Here is a 15,441-nt window from a genome sequence, read left to right on the forward strand (position 1 = left end):
TTAATAAGAGATCAGGCAGATTCCGCGATCCAGGTTCTTGCTGCATCCAGGTCGTCGATATTGAAATATTTGATTTTTGCTTTTGTAAATGGCTTACAGAAGGTAGCCATCCCTTCTTCCCATTTGCTGTCGCCAACGATCGCCAGACGTGCAATGTCTTTGAAGTGTTTGATGTCAAATTTTGTGTCTTCCCAGAGTGCGCCCATCGTCCAGCCATGGAAATCTTCCAGAACTACCAGCATGTGTAAGGGACCATGTTGTTTAATCAAAGTCTCAATACTGGGTGTGAAATTGTGATAGTCTTCTTTGACCAGTTTCCCAGACAAATTTAATTCCACGTAGTTCTGGTCTGCATGATGTAAAATATCAATTGGCATCGATAGTCTCCTAATTCATTGTGAGAGATTCTCTAACAGGAATCATTCCTGTTTTTCAATCATGGAGCTTACAGTTCCTGTTTGATCTGAAGGCTCTCATTACATTCTATTATATGGCTATCAGGAATTGAGCATAATTGTTTAAAGGCGCGTTTCTAATCAGAATCACAAATTTAAGCAGATCTTTATTCTGAAGAGAAGAACTCTCAGGATTCAGGATTGACGTGATTCGACACCTGGCCTGCAGGAAATATCATGACCTTATCAGCGAGTCTCTGAGCCTGGCTTCGATCATGTGTGATCCAGACAAACGCCGGAGATTCTGATGAAGTCTCGTGCCACTTGAGAATGATCGATTCGAACTGTTGCGTGGTTTCCGGGTCCAGGCCGGATGTCGGTTCATCCAGCAGCAGGATCTCGGGCGACAGAATCAGCGCACGTAATAATGCGACGATTTGACCTTCTCCGCCGGACAGGGATGACGATTTTTTTTTGAGAAAAGATTCGGGTCTGCCAAACGATTTCAGAAAGTTCCGAATGGAATCTGGATTATGGTTCTTCTGCTGATTGACCTGAAACTGGAAAGCAAACTGCAGATTCGATTCCACCGTACCTTCGATTAACACTGGTCTTTGCTGAAGATAGACGACCCGACTGCGATACTCGGGCAGTTGTTTATCCCTGACAGGCTCATTGTGAAACAGGATGCTGCCTTGCTGGATCTCATCCAGCATTGCCAGCGACCGCAGAAATACGGATTTTCCCGATCCTGTCGGACCTGAGATCGCGATGCGGTCCCCTGGAAAAATTTGCAGGGACAAATCTCGATTCAACCAATGACCGTCTGAAGTCTGGCGTCCGATCTGGCGTGCTTCCAGCAGGCAATTTTCTGGAGCCGATGCTTCTGTCATCAGACAAGCTGCTCCATTTCGATCTGTTCAAAAAAAGTCTGTACGCTGGTTTTGGACAAACGGGCCGGTAACAGTTGCATCAGATTATCGGCTGCCGACGCCATTCCCCAGCGAATCGCATCAGGTACACTGCGACCCTCGTGAATTCCACAGGCAATTCCTGCAGCCAGACTGTCTCCGCAACCAATGGGGTTGACGACTTTCGCTTTCGCCGGAGTGAAGCGATAGACCTGTTGTTCGGAAGTCGCCCACAAGGCATCTTTCCCCTGCGAGATCACAACCCAGGTAGCACCTCTCTGATTGATTTCCTGCATCCCTTTAATCATCTGATCAGTGCTGGGGAGGGAGCGCGCCAGGGTCTGTTCCAGTTCTTCCAGGTTGGGTTTCACCAGAAAGGGACTCTGAATTAATGCGGTTTCCAGTTCCGGCCCCCGGGCATCGAGAATAACCGGGCAGTCTGTATCTGCCAGCAGATCATGATACAGGGTAGCGGGGGCACCCGTCGGTAATGATCCGGTCAGCACAACGATATCCGCTGAAGAGACATATTTGCGGTATTCATCAGCAAACGCAGAAACTTCTTCTGCTGAAACAGCGGTTGCGTTTTCCACCAGTTCGGTAGTCTGCCCCGTTGATCGATCCAGCACTGTCGTGCAGATTCGGGTCGGGTTCTGTTGATCCAGAATGCGACAGGGAACCTGAAGTTGTGTCAGGTCCGCTTCGATCAACTCCCTGGTGTATCCTCCAGCTGAAAAAATTGACTCACAGGAAATACCCAGATGACGGACGGCGATCCCTACATTGATCACCTTACCGGAAGCAGACCAGTGAGCGGACTGACATCGGTTGACTTCGCCGACCTGCAGGGAATCCACTTCCAGAATCTGCTGCCAGGCCGGGCTCAAGCCGGCTGCAATGATCATAACAAATTGCTTTCTACAGAGATGAGAAATAAATGCATTGAAATCGGTCTGTCAGGGAACCAGTTCGCCTCGCAGCATAATCTTACCGACCCGTATTCTGGTTCCCTGAAATTTGGCTGACTTCAATTCCTCTTCGGGGTTTTTGAGACGAAATGCCACCGGTTTGCGATCAGGCTGTTCAGCATCAATTTCAACTGTCACGGTATGGATCTGCTGTGGATCCAGGCCGTTTGCCAGCCTCAAAGTGGAGATACGATGGTAGGTACAGTAGCTGTCAAACCGCGGAGTAAGTTTCTCATGCGGTTTGCCATCAACGGTAATCTGAACCTGTCCGCCATCAGGACCCAGCAAGTCATACAGGGCGGCCTGGGAACCGCGGAAACGAAAGGTCAGTTTACTCCCCGGGGTATCGGCTTCCCAGATTTGTCCCATCCGTCCCCTAAACCGTTTCTGCAGCACATTGTCCGCCGGCAGTTCTTTCCAGTTTCCACTGAGCATGGATGCATCCAGGGGAATCATTTTGGCATCAGTCCAGTGACCCGTAACAAAAGGCTGTTTGAGTTTGGAACTGTGATCGATTGGTTGGGAAGTCTTTTCCATCTGTTTGATCGCTTCTGCAATCACTTCGGTATAGACTTCATGCCCCTCGTCAAGTGGATGCACACCATCTTTGGAAAACAGGATGACACCTTTCGCAACCGGGGTCTCGGATGTAAATTTGAGTTTGCCCTGCTGTTCGAGTACCGCAATTTTTAAAGCGACGTTAATAGAAGGGATTGCATAATAGTCGGCCAGCAGTTCCATGGCGGAAGCGGCGCGTGGATTTTCGTCTTTGCGCAGATCGTTTTCATAGTTCACCCGAAATGTATAGACAAAACAGATATCTGTCTGCGGATTGGATTTCCAGATCTGTCGGACGATGCCATCCATCGATTCCCAGATCGCTTCTGGCTGGCGGCCTCCATCGTTCACGGCAAATTCAACGAACACCAGATCCGGCTGATGCTGCAGGACGTCATGCTCCAGGCGAAATGCACCCAGATCGCTGCCCGTGCCACCGATGGCAGCGTGGATTTCATGAATTTTTGCTTTGGGAAATGCTGACTGCAGCCATTTCGTTGTTTTTACTCTCCAGCCATTCGCGGCTGTGATTGACCCACCCAGGTAGGCTACGCGGACTTCTTCTCCGGCTTTCAGTTTCTCAAGAGTATTGCCGAGCCCCTGTCGTGGTTTGATCAGTTCCGCTTTCACCGTATGAAATTCAGGAGGATCAGCCTGAACCGGCGCGAGTGCGAACATTGTCAGCAGGGTGAGTACAATCAGATTTATGGACATCGATTTCATATAAATTCTTCTCCGGGAGTGCGAACTGGAAGCTTCCATTTTAACGAACGATGACTCAGATTGAAATGAGACGCCGCGTTCAAAATAAGCTGGAATTATTTGATTCTAAAGTAAGGATTCCAGGATCTGCGTCAGTTCCTCATCCGGGATTTCGCGGGGATTTCCACTCATGCTGTTTCCCCGCGAACTCTGGACCAGCGCGGGGATCTGCAACGGAGAGACACCAACATCGGAAAGCCGGCGCGGTATTTGAATACGGTCATTCAATTTCTGAATCTCATCAATCAGAGATTCTGCGGCCTGTTCTGCAGACAGAGCCTGTTCCGGATAAAGGAAGCGGTAGATCTCAGCGTATTGCTGCTGGCGTACTGAGTAATTTGCTTTCAGTGTCGCAGGTAGCATCAGCGCACATGCCAGTCCATGAGAAATCTTGCAATGGATCCCCAACGCGGGGGCGACCCCATGAGCCATCCCCAGACCGGAATTGGCGAGAGCGATCCCGGAGAGTAACGCGGCATGTGCCATTGCTTCACGACCTCTGCGGGAATTGCCGTTCTCGACGGCTTCGGGTAATGCAGGAATTGCCAGTTTGAGACCCTGCAGGCAGAGTGCCTGTGGGATAGGTTGTGCACGGCATGAGATATAGCTTTCCAGCAACTGGGTAATGGCGTCCATCCCGGTACGGGCAGTGATTTCCGGGGGAACCGAACAGGCCAATTGAGGATCGCAGAGTACGATATCAGGAATCATCTGCTCGGCACGCAGGCTTTTTTTAAAGGGGGGCGCGTAACTGGAGATGACGGCATTTTTGGTCGCCTCGCTTCCGGTTCCCGCGGTAGTAGGAATCGCCATGAGGGGGAGTGGTGCTTCGGTCAACTTCAGACCCCGACCGACTCCCTCCAGGTAGTCTACGACGGTCTCGCTTTCCTGATTGGTGATCATGGCAGAGGTTGCCTTGGCCAGATCGATGCCTGAACCTCCGCCGATTCCGATCAGAAAGTCCCCTGCACCGGCTCCCAGGTTCCGCAGTACTCTGGTCGTCTGGTCCACGTCCGTAACTTCGGGTTCGTTAGAGATCGTGCGAATGAATTCACTTTTGATGCTGGCCCGCGACAGTAGTTGACGTAATTCTTCAATGACTCCCGACGCAGCCAGGGAACGCGAACCGCTGATAATAAATGCCCGTGTCCCCAACGAAGCCGCCAGGTTCCCCGTTTCCTGAAAGCGTCCCCAGCCGAAGTTAATTTGCTGCGGCGCGAAAAAATTATAGTTCATAACGGTCTCTTAATGAAAAAAGGATGCATCCTATGCGGATGCATCCCTGGATGTTGAGATCGGAGTTCGATTATTTCTTTTTCAGTTCGGATTCAATCGCTGTCGTAACTTCTTCTGACTGTGGATTGATCCGAGTCCGGAAACGGGCTGCAATTTGACCATCGCGGCTGATCAGAAACTTTTCAAAGTTCCATTTGACGGGACCTGCTGTTTTGGGGTTCGTCGATTTGGATGTCAAATACTGATAGAGTGCATCAGCATTGTCGCCATTCACATCAATCTTGCTGAACATGTCAAAGGTGACACCGTAGTTTTTGCTGCAGAATTCAGAAATCTGCGAAGCGGAACCTGGTTCCTGAGCACCAAACTGATTACAGGGAAAGCCCAGAACGACCAGTCCCTGATCTTTGTATTTTTCATGCAGAGATTGCAGGTCTTTGTATTGTGGTGTAGCTCCGCATTTACTGGCGGTATTTACGATCAGCAGTACTTTATCTTTGTATTTACTCAGGTCGACCTCTTTCCCTTCCAGTGTCTTTACTGTGTGATTCAACACGGGGGGGACTGATTTTTTATCGGTTTGCCCGGCAAGGCTCATGGAACAGGTCAAAGCCAGCAGGCCAGCCAGCATCGTCAGCGATTTGAGGTTTCTCATCGATCTCTCCAAGGTTAAGGATCCGGGCAAAAATGCTCGACCCGAAATAAATAAAACGAACAAAAATTTGAACCGCATCTTGCGAGAACGTCTCGATCCCTCGACTATAAACATTATTATAGTCAGATCTCAAATAAAAATAATACTATTAGTTCGTCAGAGAATCAATTGTCGGGGAAGGATTCGAGAAGTGAAGTTTAAGTGTTGTACCAGACAGGAGAGGCTGGCAGGCTGGAGAGATCAGGAGAGGCGCCTGGCAAGATTCGCTTTATAATAGAGTGAACGAAACAGGTCCGAGATCGGGAAGCCGTCCATGGTGGACCCTACTTCGATTTCCTGCTCGTTGATCCAGCGGTTTCGCAGATCGTTCTCCAGTGACTTCCGGGCAGCTGAGTTCAGTTCCTGAAAATCAAATAATTCGACGATATAATGTTCAGATGAATCATCAGGCGTTGATTTTTCACTGAAAGCCAGATGAGCCAGTGGTTCCTGCGAGAGGATGAAATCCTCAAACGGCACCAGTTCAAAAGTTTTTTCCAGCTCTGAAATCAGGCAATGCTGAAACGTTTCGTAAGGTCGTTTCTTATCACCCGGCAGCATGAATTCCTGTCGTTCATAATTCCAGTGGGCCAACCAGTGTGTTTTCTGATCGACGGAATTCTGAAGCAGGATAAATGTACCTACAAAGTTCCCCATCGGCGATAATGACCTTTCTCGATCAGATGTGACTGTCTGTGAATGATTTCAGCAACTATTGGCCCGAATGAATTTTATCATTCCAGAAGCGCTAATAGGATCGTAATTCGTCGTAAACAGGGACATTCAGGCAGAAATCGGTTTGAATTCCCAAATTCCACGCTATTAGGGGAATCTTCGGTTGACCGAATTCTGAGGGAAATTCAGATTTTACTATCTTTTTACTGTTTCCCATTGCATACAAATAATCTTGTTTGTAGAATTACGCATAAGTACTCACGGATGTAAAATATTTGTATTGTAGTACCTTTACGATCCCCATTTGACCCTACCCCAATTTGACCCGCCCAACGGCAGAACTGGATGAATCGTCACAATGGTTCTGATTCTGCCCAAAACTTTAAAGGCTCGCCCCGTTATGAAAGTTCATCTTATCAGCGATCATCCTGATTTGCCGGACATTGAGATTGGTACGGAAGAACTGCCGGTCGTACTGGGGAGAAGCAACAGCTGTGAATTAAGGATCCTCGATCCGATGCTCAGCAGACATCAATGCGAATTGACGTTCCACAATAACGTGGTTCGGGTCAAAGACCTCGAGTCCACCAATGGTACCATTGTGAACTCCGCTATCGTTCATGAAGCCCCGCTCTACCCGGGGGATATTCTGACCATTGGCATGGCCAATTATGTTGTCAGCTATTACGATGGCGAAGGGCAGGAAAGTTTCGAAGAAAGCTATTTCTCCGAGAACTCGATCTAGTCTGCTGTTTTGCCCTGGCTGTCCTGAGGCATTATATTCATCACCGATTATCACGTGCGCACGCGTGCTGAATCACTGGATTCATTAATTCGCCTGTAATATGGTTCGCCAGGTCATTCTGCGAATTTCTTCTGGAAATCAGGTTTTATGCAATCCGAAGAACTGTTTGATGTCGTCGATGAGCAGGATCAGATTCTGGAACAGCTTCCCCGCTCTGTCGTCCACGCTCGCAAGCTGCTGCATCGGGCGGCGAACGTCTTCGTCTTTAATTCCCAAGGCAAATTACTGCTCCAGTTTCGCTCTGCCACCAAAGACGAGTATCCACACTGCTATACCTCATCTGCCTCCGGGCATCTGAGTGCCGGGGAAGACTATCTCGAATCGGCGCAGCGGGAAATGCAGGAAGAGATTGGCATCGAGACACCACTCGAATGGCTTGAGAAATTTCCGGGAACTCCGGACAACGCCTTTGAGCATACCGTGCTGTTTCGAACTTTTTCTGACGGACCGTTTACCTTTGATCCTGTGGAAATTGAACGGGGAGAGTTCTTTGAACTCCCCCATATTGACCAGATGCTGATAGAAGACGAAAGTCAGTTCACTCCCCCGTTTCGACAGCTCTATCGCTGGTATCGTCAGAACTGTTCCGACTGATATCTCTGGAATCGGCTCTGTTTACTCGAGATCTTCCATCCACTGCCCGGCGATAAACAGTATAGCTCCTCCTGAAATCTGCAGCAGAAATCGCAGACTGGAACCGCCAATATGTTCCTGGACCGGTGTCGGTGCAATCATACCGGCGATAATCAGAGCCGATAATGCTCCCGCCAGATTGAGCAGAAGAAATAACTGGTGAGGCCGGAATGCTCTCGCAGGATATGCAAACAGGGAAATGACGAGTGCCCACCATTGCAGTCCCCAACTCCACGCTTCAAGGAACATACATTGCAGCAGATGAGTAACTGCCCACTGGAGTGCTGCAAGCCCCTCGGTCAGATTCGTGATCTGCATTCTGCTGAAATACGTCATCTCGGTTGTCACAGGCAGATGTTTCCGATAAAGCAGCCAGGGAGTGACCAACAGTACTGTTGTCAAACCGAACTTGCCCGCATTGAATGCCAGTGACAGCAGTCTGTCGCGGAAGTACAACAGGCAGACAATTGAAATGGCAATCAGGTCAATCAGGAAAAACGCGATCCCTTCGTCTTTGGTAAAGATCGTCATCCCGGCCGATAATCCAGCGATCAGAGGCAGCATTTTGAGAACAGCAGGATCGGGCTCTGTTTTTTGAGCTTCAGTGAGATAACTCCAGAGATACAGTAGTGTGATTGTATGGAAGCAGGCGACGGGACCATCCCCCTGGCCTGATAAAAACCCATATTCCCAGGGAACCATCGAAGGCACGGTTGCCAGCATCAAAGTGAAAATCCAGGCCCGCGCCGGCTGTCGCGTGGTACGCTGCAGAACCCCTTGAAAACAGAGTACCATTCCCAGGTACAGCAGGGGGAACATGATCTTCGACCAGCGATCATTCACTTCTCCCAGCAGCAGATAGAGATGGGTTTCATTCAATGGAAGCAATAACGGATATTTCGGGTGATACTGCACAAAGTCAGGATGCAGCAATGCCTCGTTCTGCAAGGTCCCTTCCTGAAACAGTACGATTGATTTAAGCCCGAAAATGGCACGTTCGTCCCAGAAACGTTGCGGTGTCATCAGAGACTGAATCAATGTGGTCAATCCCAGGAATAGTACAATTGCCAGGCATAGCTTTTTGAAATCATCCTCAGCCGAGGAAGCTTCGGTCTCGTTGGAAATCTTCTGCGAGACGCGGAAACGCATGAGCAGGCTTCCTGCCCCCAGAAGCAGTCCTACGCCCATCCAGGACCAGGCCACGACTGAAGTGTAAGCGAAACCGATCCAGCCCCACAGGAAATAAAAGAACGCAGTGGAGCCAAAACCGAAGACCAGCCCCAATCCCAGCAATTCGGTCAGCGAGCTCTGTGTTTGAGTAGATCGGAAGATCGGTGTGAGTAGAACCAGGGTTACAGTGAGTCCCATCCCCCAGATTCCTGCTACAGACAGCAGAATCAGTAACAGATCGGTCAAGGGGTCGCCTCCTGTTTCTGCGGAGGAGCGTCGGGCAGGGATTCTGGTTTCTGATATTTTTTCAAACGGACGTTGAAGGACGGTTGATAATCAGGCCCATACTGACTTCGCATGAACTCTAACCAGCGAGTGTCTTCCAGTAAGCGATCATTTTCCAGATAATCTTTCCCCTCATAGTATTCCAGAATGTAGTCAGGAGAAATCTGTTCCAGATAATCCGTGTCGAGATCGGACAGTCGATACGCTTTCAACTGTCGTTGCTGAAACTCTTTCGGGAGGACAAATTCGCTTTCCGGATGCAGAGGATGAAACAGCTTTCGCGGCAGCAGATAGTATGACAGGAAAAACAGTTTCTGGTCACTCAGCACCAGAATGCGGGTGTCGTCTTCCGTTGCTTCTTTCACAAAGCGAATCACATCCCGGTTGGAATCGCTGATGTTAGGCATCATTTCGCTGCCGGCACGGAAGTGGTACCAGGGCCAGTCTTCAATCCGACGGCTGACACCGCCCGCAAAATGGACCAGACTCAGGATGAACCAGCTGATTAACAGAACCCGAAACAGGTAGGTTCGCCCGAGTTGTTGCAGTGAGGTTAACTGTTTCAAAGTCTGCCAGCTATGAGTAGCCAGTTGGACCACGCGCGGGTAAAAAATAAAACCTGCGATGGTCAGGATTGCCAGCAGTGGCAGCAGAATTCGCAAAAGCACCGTTAATGCCTGACCCTGTTCATGGGCGGCAAACTGGGAATATTGATCCGGGTTTGCCCGTTCAATCATCCAGGTCTGAAAATATTCCACCGGCATCAACCAGACATAAACCGTGCCGGGAACCGATATCAATAACATCAGAATCAGGATCAATCGCACCAGACGGGACATGCAGCAGTCTCTAGAGCAAGTACTTTACCGGTTATGGCGAGGACGTTGAAAAGCAAATCCCGAGTCTATGACTCAAGTCGACGATTGTCAAGAAGCGGGAGAAGACATGGCAAACACCAGTGGGAACGATTTGTTCTACCAGATTGAATTCCAGAAAGACGTCAAATATCAGGGGACGGGTTTTGGCTGACATGTTACACTATTCTGCATTGTGAATGCTTTTATCAGAGCTAAGTAGATGAAAAAGCAGGATACCCTCTACATCGATCACGGAATTATTTCCAGTTATTGAGATTCTATTTGTGCGTACGCAAATCAGCAAAGAAAAATCCTTGAAAACGAAAGGCTGGAATTTCCTGATCTGGGGGACTCCCCTGCTCTTTGCAGCAGTGATTCTCGCTCAGACGACCGCGTTTCGGTCTTCCAAGAGCCCAACCTATGATGAAACCTATTTCCTGGGCACCGCTTTAGCCACGGTTCAACAGGGATCACTGGATGAACGGATCAGCGGCGCGGGGGTGGCGCCTGTGCCGATTCTACTCAACTATCTGCCGGTCGCGTGGCGGTCTGGTGGCGGTACCCGCAGCGATCTCTGGCAGGGGGAAGTCACCGATCCTCGGTTGATCAACCAGGCCCGATTTCTGACCGCACTCCTGATTGGTGTTCCGATCATGCTGCTGATCTACTGCTGGCTTTATCTGCGTCGAGGTTATGCCGCGGGATTCCTGGGAGCAGCTTTAGTCACCTTTTCTCCCACGATGATTGCGCACTTCTCACTGGCCACTACGGATGCCTGTTTCACATTGACTGCTTTGATTGCGTTAGCTGTATTAACCCGCTACTGGAAAATTCCGACGACGCGAAATCTCTGCTGGCTGTCACTGGCTGTTTCTCTCGCGATTTCTACCAAGTATTCAGGAATCTTTCTGTTGCCCTGTACGCTGATCGTGATGACGTTAACTGGCTTAATGCGGCAGGTGCCAATAACCAGGAATGTCATCTGGCCTCTTATGAAGCAGGTGGGATGGGGGTTCACTCTGTTCCTGGTTCTGCTGATTCCCCTGACCTGGGCATTTCATTTATTCAGCTTTACAGGACCTTTGAAAACCGTTTCCTATGAAGAAACCCCCGACTACTCTGCCTGGGTGCGTGTGCTGGGACGAGGGCCTGTCGCGCAGCAGATTATGGAAGTTTCACACAGCACATTAAAACGCCCTGCACCTTTTGCCGGCGTTCTATTCCAGTTTCTGCATAATGCGGGAGGCCATGATGCTTACCTGATGGGCGCGGTTTCTGAACATGGATGGTGGTATTACTTCCCCGTCGCCTGGAGCCTGAAGAGTACTCCCGTGGAATTGCTGTTCACGTTACTCGCATTCTGCTTAGCCTTCTGTCTGCTGTTTGAGACCTGGCAATCAGTCCGCTATCGCCGTGCTTCAATGCCGACGGTAGACCAGAACCGAATCGGACTGGATGCAGATTCAGAACCGACCAGCCATGCGCCGCTGATCTGGTTGCTGGCAATGGTTGTCCTGTTTGGAATGGCATTGACCAGTCGGTTGAATCTGGGACAGCGTTATCTACTCACTCTGTATCCGCTCATGTTTCTGTTTACGATCGATCAGATTTGGCGCTGGTTTCAGTTTCGTGCCTGGTTGCTCTACGCCTTCGGCTGTTTATGTATCTGCTTTCAGTTTCTCTCAATTACTTCTGTGCAACCGAATTACCTGTCCTACTTTAATGACAGTATCGGCGGACCCGCTGGCGGCCGATTCTATCTGCTCGATTCCAATCTGGACTGGGGACAGGATCTGCCTGCGTTGAAGACTGCTCTGGAACAGCTTCCGTCAGAGAATCGTGACCGGACTCTTCTCTATTATTTTGGGACCGGAGATCCTCAAGCGTACGGAATTTCTACCTTCAATCTCAAGCAGAACCTGCCTGAGAATCTGGATGATTGGAAATATCTGGCTTTGTCAGCAAATTATCTGCAGGGACTTTATACAGAGGCAAAAGATCCGTTTGCCGGTTTCCGAACCATCCAGCCTGTGGGACAGGCTGGCTACACGATATACCTGTTTGATCTTGCGACACCCCAGGCCCGTGAAGCAGTGCGGCATGCGGTTGATATCTTGCGGGAAATGCAGAAGCAGGAACAGGCATCCGAGTGATTACCAACATATTCCAGCGCCTGAACCCCGGCTTCAGGTGTGGCGAGGGCTGATCTCCTATGATACAATATCAGCCTCAAGCGATGCGGTAGAGTGTGATTATTCCTGTCTGAAGTATCAACTCGGAGACTGCTGTGAAGAAACTGCGAAAGAAGAGTCAGGTATTCTGGACTGGCATGTTGCTCCTGCTGCTGTACCCCGTCAGCTCACTGCCTGCCAGGGAAATCGATTTCAACCGTGATGTGCGTCCCATTCTCTCAGATCTTTGCTTTCAGTGTCATGGCCCCGATTCCTCTCAACGCAAAGCTGACCTGCGCCTTGATCAGCAGGTTGGTTTATTGGGAAACTCAGATGTACCGGCTGTTGTGATTCCTGGGAAATCGGATGAAAGTGAACTGTTCTCGCGTCTGATAACTAGCGACCCTGATTTGCAGATGCCCCCTGCCTCGTCCGAAAAACAGATTACCAGAGACCAGATTGCCACCATTCAACAGTGGATCAATGAAGGGGCGCGCTGGCAGAAACACTGGGCATTTATCCCGCCGGTTAGACCAGAAATTCCTGCCGTCAAATTGAAAGGCTGGGTGCAAAACCCGATTGATGCATTCGTTCTGGCACGTCTGGAACAGGAAGGCCTCGCTCCTGCTCCCCAGGCAGATCGTTCGACTTTAATTCGTCGACTGAGTCTCGATTTGACCGGCTTGCCACCCACGCTGGCGGAACAGGACGCGTTTTTTCAGGATCACTCTCCGGCTGCTTATCAGGCTCAGGTGCAGCGGTTATTAAGTTCTCCCCATTACGGCGAACGCATGGCGATGGAATGGCTGGACGCCGCCCGCTATGCGGATACAAGCGGTTATCAGACGGACGGCGAACGGCATATGTGGCGCTGGCGTGAATGGGTGATTGATGCCTTCAACAGGAACAAGCCATTTAATGAATTCACCATCGAACAACTGGCCGGTGATCTGCTCCCCGAACCAACCCTTAATCAAAAAATTGCCACCGGTTTCAATCGCAATCATCGCTCGAATTCTGAAGGCGGTATCATCTTTGAAGAGTATCTGCTGGAGTACGCCGTCGATCGAGTGGAAACGACGGGAACGGTCTGGCTGGGACTTACCGTTGGTTGTGCCCGCTGTCACGAACACAAATATGATCCGATTTCTCAGAAAGAATTCTACCAGCTGATTGCCTTTTTTAATAATATTCCCGAGCGTGGTCGCGCAATCAAATATGGCAATGCAATCCCGTTTGTCAAAGCTCCCACTCAAACGCAGCAGCAGAAGCTGAAAGAGCTGGACCAGGAAATACAGGAGTTGGAGCAGACGTTAACAGCGGCGGTACCAGAACTGAAGCAGCTCCAGAATTCATGGGAGCAACAACAGCCTGCCGCCAACCTCAAGTTATCATTTCCCGAGAAACACCTGGCTTATCACATCAGTTTTGATGGCGAGATCAAGCTTCAGGTCATTGGTAAACAGGCAGCGGATTTTTATGCAGCAAAGACAAACGCTTCCAGCGATCTGACCAGCGAAAAGCAGGCTGCAGATTCAATACCTCCGGAATTTAAACCGGGGATCGAAGGTCAGGCACTGACTTTCAATGGTCAGCAGCAATATGGGACAATGCAGAAGCCGGTTTTAAGCGACAAAGATCCTTTCTCACTCGTCTTCTGGGTGAAACCAGACCAGCGCTCCGGCACACTGCTGGCGTCACTGACACCCGCTCAGGAAGAAAGTGGTTTTCAGATTGCTTTAGATGAAGGATATCTGAAAATCAATATGGGCCCCCGTTGGCTGGATGATGCGATTCGCCTGCGGTCAACGCGAAAATTGAGTCAGAACCGCTGGTCGCAGATCGTATTGACCTACGCCGGCAATTCTCAGGCTGAGGACTTTCAACTGTATGTCAACGGGGTTCTCTGGGACCTTGAAGTTCAGTTGAATATTCTCACTGGAGGATTTTCTTTTCCCTCACCGATTCACTTTGGTGCAGAACACGATCACGATTATTTCGAGGGAATGCTGGACGATCTGAAAATCTATCGGACGCGCCTTTCACAGGAATGGGTGACGTTGAATCTCGTCAGGGAACCTGTACAGCAGCTGCTGCAGATTCCTGCTAAAGATCGTTCCCCTGCAGAGCATTTAAAGATACAACGCTACTTTCTGGCTTTTCAGGCCCCGGCCGTCTATCGCACTGCTTTTCTCAATCTGCAGGCACTCAAAGAAGATCGCGAGTCGTATTTTCGCAGCCTGCCCACCAGTATGGTCATGCAGGATCGAAAGCAACCTCAACCGACGTTCGTGCTGATGCGGGGAGAATACGATAAGCCGGGCGAACAGGTTTCGCCTGACATCCCCTCCAGCCTGGGAGCATTTTCCGATCATCAACCACGCAATCGGCTGGGATTGGCCCGCTGGCTTGTGGATCCACAAAACCCGTTAACCGCGCGAGTGATCGTTAACCGTTACTGGCAGATGTACTTCGGGAATGGTCTGGTGAAAACCACCGAAGATTTCGGTTCACAGGGATCGTGGCCCACACATCCCGAACTGCTCGACTGGCTGGCGACGGAATTCATTCGTTCCGGCTGGGACGTCAAGTATCTGCAGCAGTTAATTGTCACTTCCGCCACCTATCAGCAGTCATCGCATGTGACAGCAGAAAAACAACAGGTTGACCCGGAAAACCAGCTGCTGGCCCGTGCTTCGCGGCTTCGCCTGCCAGCTGAACTGATTCGAGATCAGGCCTTGTTTACATCCGGTCTGTTGAATGTGGAAATCGGAGGGCCTTCCGTAAAACCATATCAGCCTGCAGGTGTCTGGAAAGAAATCGCCAGTCAGCAGTATGAGCCAGATACCGGAAAAGATCTGTACCGTCGCAGCATGTACACATTTTGGAAACGCACAGTCACTCCCCCCGCGATGGCCACATTCGATGCCCCTTCGCGCGAAACCTGTATTGTCAAACGTCCGCGAACCAATACACCTCTGCAGGCGCTGGCCCTGTTGAATGATATTACCTATGTCGAAGCCGCCCGCAAGCTGGCAGAACGCATGCTTGAGCAACGTGAATCATCTGCTACCGCGCGTATCCAGTACGCCATGCGCCTGGTCCTCGCCCGCGAAGCCAATGAGCGTGAATTACCACTGTTGTTGAACGCTCTGAAACGCAATCAGAAACGCTTTGAGAAAGATCCCCAGGCGGCGCAGCAACTCATCTCAGTCGGCGAGTCACGCCAGAAAAAACAACATGACGCAGCAGAACTCGCTGCCTGTACCATCGTCGCCAGTCTGATTCTCAACCTTGATGAATCGATTAACCGGGAATAGC

The 15,441-nt window shown here is 50.1% G+C and carries 14 protein-coding genes; 5 read left to right on the plus strand and 9 right to left on the minus strand.

All coding sequences use genetic code 11. The features are described from left to right. Positions 1–11: 11 nt before the first annotated feature. The 7 genes from GmarT_RS13035 to GmarT_RS13065 all read right to left on the minus strand — a co-directional run bounded on the left by GmarT_RS13035 (position 12) and on the right by GmarT_RS13065 (position 6,181). Positions 12–377, minus strand: coding sequence for a SpoIIAA family protein (locus GmarT_RS13035; RefSeq protein ID WP_002648514.1), 366 nt, complete (start codon positions 375–377; stop codon positions 12–14). A gap of 206 nt (positions 378–583) precedes the next feature. Then, positions 584–1,288 carry an ABC transporter ATP-binding protein gene (locus GmarT_RS13040; protein WP_002648513.1) on the minus strand — a complete coding sequence of 235 codons (705 nt, stop codon included), beginning with the start codon at positions 1,286–1,288 and terminating at the stop codon, positions 584–586. Continuing rightward, on the minus strand, positions 1,288–2,211 hold the full coding sequence (locus GmarT_RS13045; RefSeq protein ID WP_002648512.1) for a 1-phosphofructokinase family hexose kinase: 924 nt from the start codon (positions 2,209–2,211) through the stop codon (positions 1,288–1,290). The genes GmarT_RS13040 and GmarT_RS13045 overlap by 1 nt, the downstream gene beginning before the upstream one ends. A 51-nt stretch (positions 2,212–2,262) precedes the next feature. Further along, positions 2,263–3,555 carry an SGNH/GDSL hydrolase family protein gene (locus GmarT_RS13050; RefSeq protein ID WP_002648511.1) on the minus strand — a complete coding sequence of 431 codons (1,293 nt, stop codon included), beginning with the start codon at positions 3,553–3,555 and terminating at the stop codon, positions 2,263–2,265. A 105-nt stretch (positions 3,556–3,660) separates the two neighbouring features. Next, positions 3,661–4,830 carry an iron-containing alcohol dehydrogenase gene (locus GmarT_RS13055; protein ID WP_002648510.1) on the minus strand — a complete coding sequence of 390 codons (1,170 nt, stop codon included), beginning with the start codon at positions 4,828–4,830 and terminating at the stop codon, positions 3,661–3,663. A 70-nt stretch (positions 4,831–4,900) separates the two neighbouring features. Beyond that, the gene (locus GmarT_RS13060) at positions 4,901–5,485 is read right to left on the minus strand and encodes a glutathione peroxidase (protein WP_002648509.1); all 585 of its coding nucleotides are present in this window, start codon (positions 5,483–5,485) and stop codon (positions 4,901–4,903) included. A gap of 240 nt (positions 5,486–5,725) precedes the next feature. Then, positions 5,726–6,181, minus strand: a complete 456-nt coding sequence (locus GmarT_RS13065; RefSeq protein ID WP_002648508.1) for a hypothetical protein — start codon at positions 6,179–6,181, stop codon at positions 5,726–5,728. Between the two features lie 418 nt (positions 6,182–6,599). On the opposite strand from GmarT_RS13065, the gene GmarT_RS13070 reads away from it, so the two are divergent. After that, a complete protein-coding gene (locus GmarT_RS13070; protein ID WP_157158987.1) occupies positions 6,600–6,944 on the plus strand; it encodes an FHA domain-containing protein in 345 nt (114 codons plus the stop codon). A gap of 147 nt (positions 6,945–7,091) precedes the next feature. After that, positions 7,092–7,598: an NUDIX hydrolase gene (locus tag GmarT_RS13075; protein ID WP_002648506.1), complete on the plus strand. Its 507-nt coding sequence runs from the start codon at positions 7,092–7,094 to the stop codon at positions 7,596–7,598. Between the two features lie 21 nt (positions 7,599–7,619). On the opposite strand, the gene GmarT_RS13080 is transcribed toward GmarT_RS13075, so the two are convergent. After that, the gene (locus GmarT_RS13080; protein WP_002648505.1) at positions 7,620–9,053 is read right to left on the minus strand and encodes a hypothetical protein; all 1,434 of its coding nucleotides are present in this window, start codon (positions 9,051–9,053) and stop codon (positions 7,620–7,622) included. Next, positions 9,050–9,931 carry a hypothetical protein gene (locus GmarT_RS13085; RefSeq protein WP_002648504.1) on the minus strand — a complete coding sequence of 294 codons (882 nt, stop codon included), beginning with the start codon at positions 9,929–9,931 and terminating at the stop codon, positions 9,050–9,052. The genes GmarT_RS13080 and GmarT_RS13085 overlap by 4 nt, the downstream gene beginning before the upstream one ends. A gap of 67 nt (positions 9,932–9,998) precedes the next feature. On the opposite strand from GmarT_RS13085, the gene GmarT_RS30230 reads away from it, so the two are divergent. From GmarT_RS30230 to GmarT_RS13095, 3 genes are all read left to right on the plus strand, one after another. Beyond that, positions 9,999–10,121, plus strand: coding sequence for a hypothetical protein (locus GmarT_RS30230; RefSeq protein ID WP_002648503.1), 123 nt, complete (start codon positions 9,999–10,001; stop codon positions 10,119–10,121). A 142-nt stretch (positions 10,122–10,263) separates the two neighbouring features. Beyond that, positions 10,264–12,102 carry an ArnT family glycosyltransferase gene (locus GmarT_RS13090; protein ID WP_149302816.1) on the plus strand — a complete coding sequence of 613 codons (1,839 nt, stop codon included), beginning with the start codon at positions 10,264–10,266 and terminating at the stop codon, positions 12,100–12,102. 134 nt (positions 12,103–12,236) lie between these two features. Further along, positions 12,237–15,440, plus strand: a complete 3,204-nt coding sequence (locus tag GmarT_RS13095; RefSeq protein WP_002648501.1) for a DUF1553 domain-containing protein — start codon at positions 12,237–12,239, stop codon at positions 15,438–15,440. The last annotated feature ends 1 nt before the right edge of the window (position 15,441 follow it).

Source organism: Gimesia maris, from assembly GCF_008298035.1.
Classification (GTDB): Bacteria; Planctomycetota; Planctomycetia; order Planctomycetales; family Planctomycetaceae; genus Gimesia; species Gimesia maris.

Bases quoted from the DNA above. Each gene is read 5' to 3' on its own strand.
- GmarT_RS13055 (WP_002648510.1), bottom strand. From the start codon at position 4,830: ATGAACTATAATTTTTTCGCGCCGCAGCAAATTAACTTCGGCTGGGGA.
- GmarT_RS13045 (WP_002648512.1), bottom strand. From the start codon at position 2,211: ATGATCATTGCAGCCGGCTTGAGCCCGGCCTGGCAGCAGATTCTGGAA.
- GmarT_RS13085 (WP_002648504.1), bottom strand. From the start codon at position 9,931: ATGTCCCGTCTGGTGCGATTGATCCTGATTCTGATGTTATTGATATCG.
- GmarT_RS13040 (WP_002648513.1), bottom strand. From the start codon at position 1,288: ATGACAGAAGCATCGGCTCCAGAAAATTGCCTGCTGGAAGCACGCCAG.
- GmarT_RS30230 (WP_002648503.1), top strand. From the start codon at position 9,999: ATGACTCAAGTCGACGATTGTCAAGAAGCGGGAGAAGACATGGCAAAC.
- GmarT_RS13065 (WP_002648508.1), bottom strand. From the start codon at position 6,181: ATGGGGAACTTTGTAGGTACATTTATCCTGCTTCAGAATTCCGTCGAT.
- GmarT_RS13050 (WP_002648511.1), bottom strand. From the start codon at position 3,555: ATGAAATCGATGTCCATAAATCTGATTGTACTCACCCTGCTGACAATG.
- GmarT_RS13075 (WP_002648506.1), top strand. From the start codon at position 7,092: ATGCAATCCGAAGAACTGTTTGATGTCGTCGATGAGCAGGATCAGATT.
- GmarT_RS13070 (WP_157158987.1), top strand. From the start codon at position 6,600: ATGAAAGTTCATCTTATCAGCGATCATCCTGATTTGCCGGACATTGAG.
- GmarT_RS13035 (WP_002648514.1), bottom strand. From the start codon at position 377: ATGCCAATTGATATTTTACATCATGCAGACCAGAACTACGTGGAATTA.
- GmarT_RS13060 (WP_002648509.1), bottom strand. From the start codon at position 5,485: ATGAGAAACCTCAAATCGCTGACGATGCTGGCTGGCCTGCTGGCTTTG.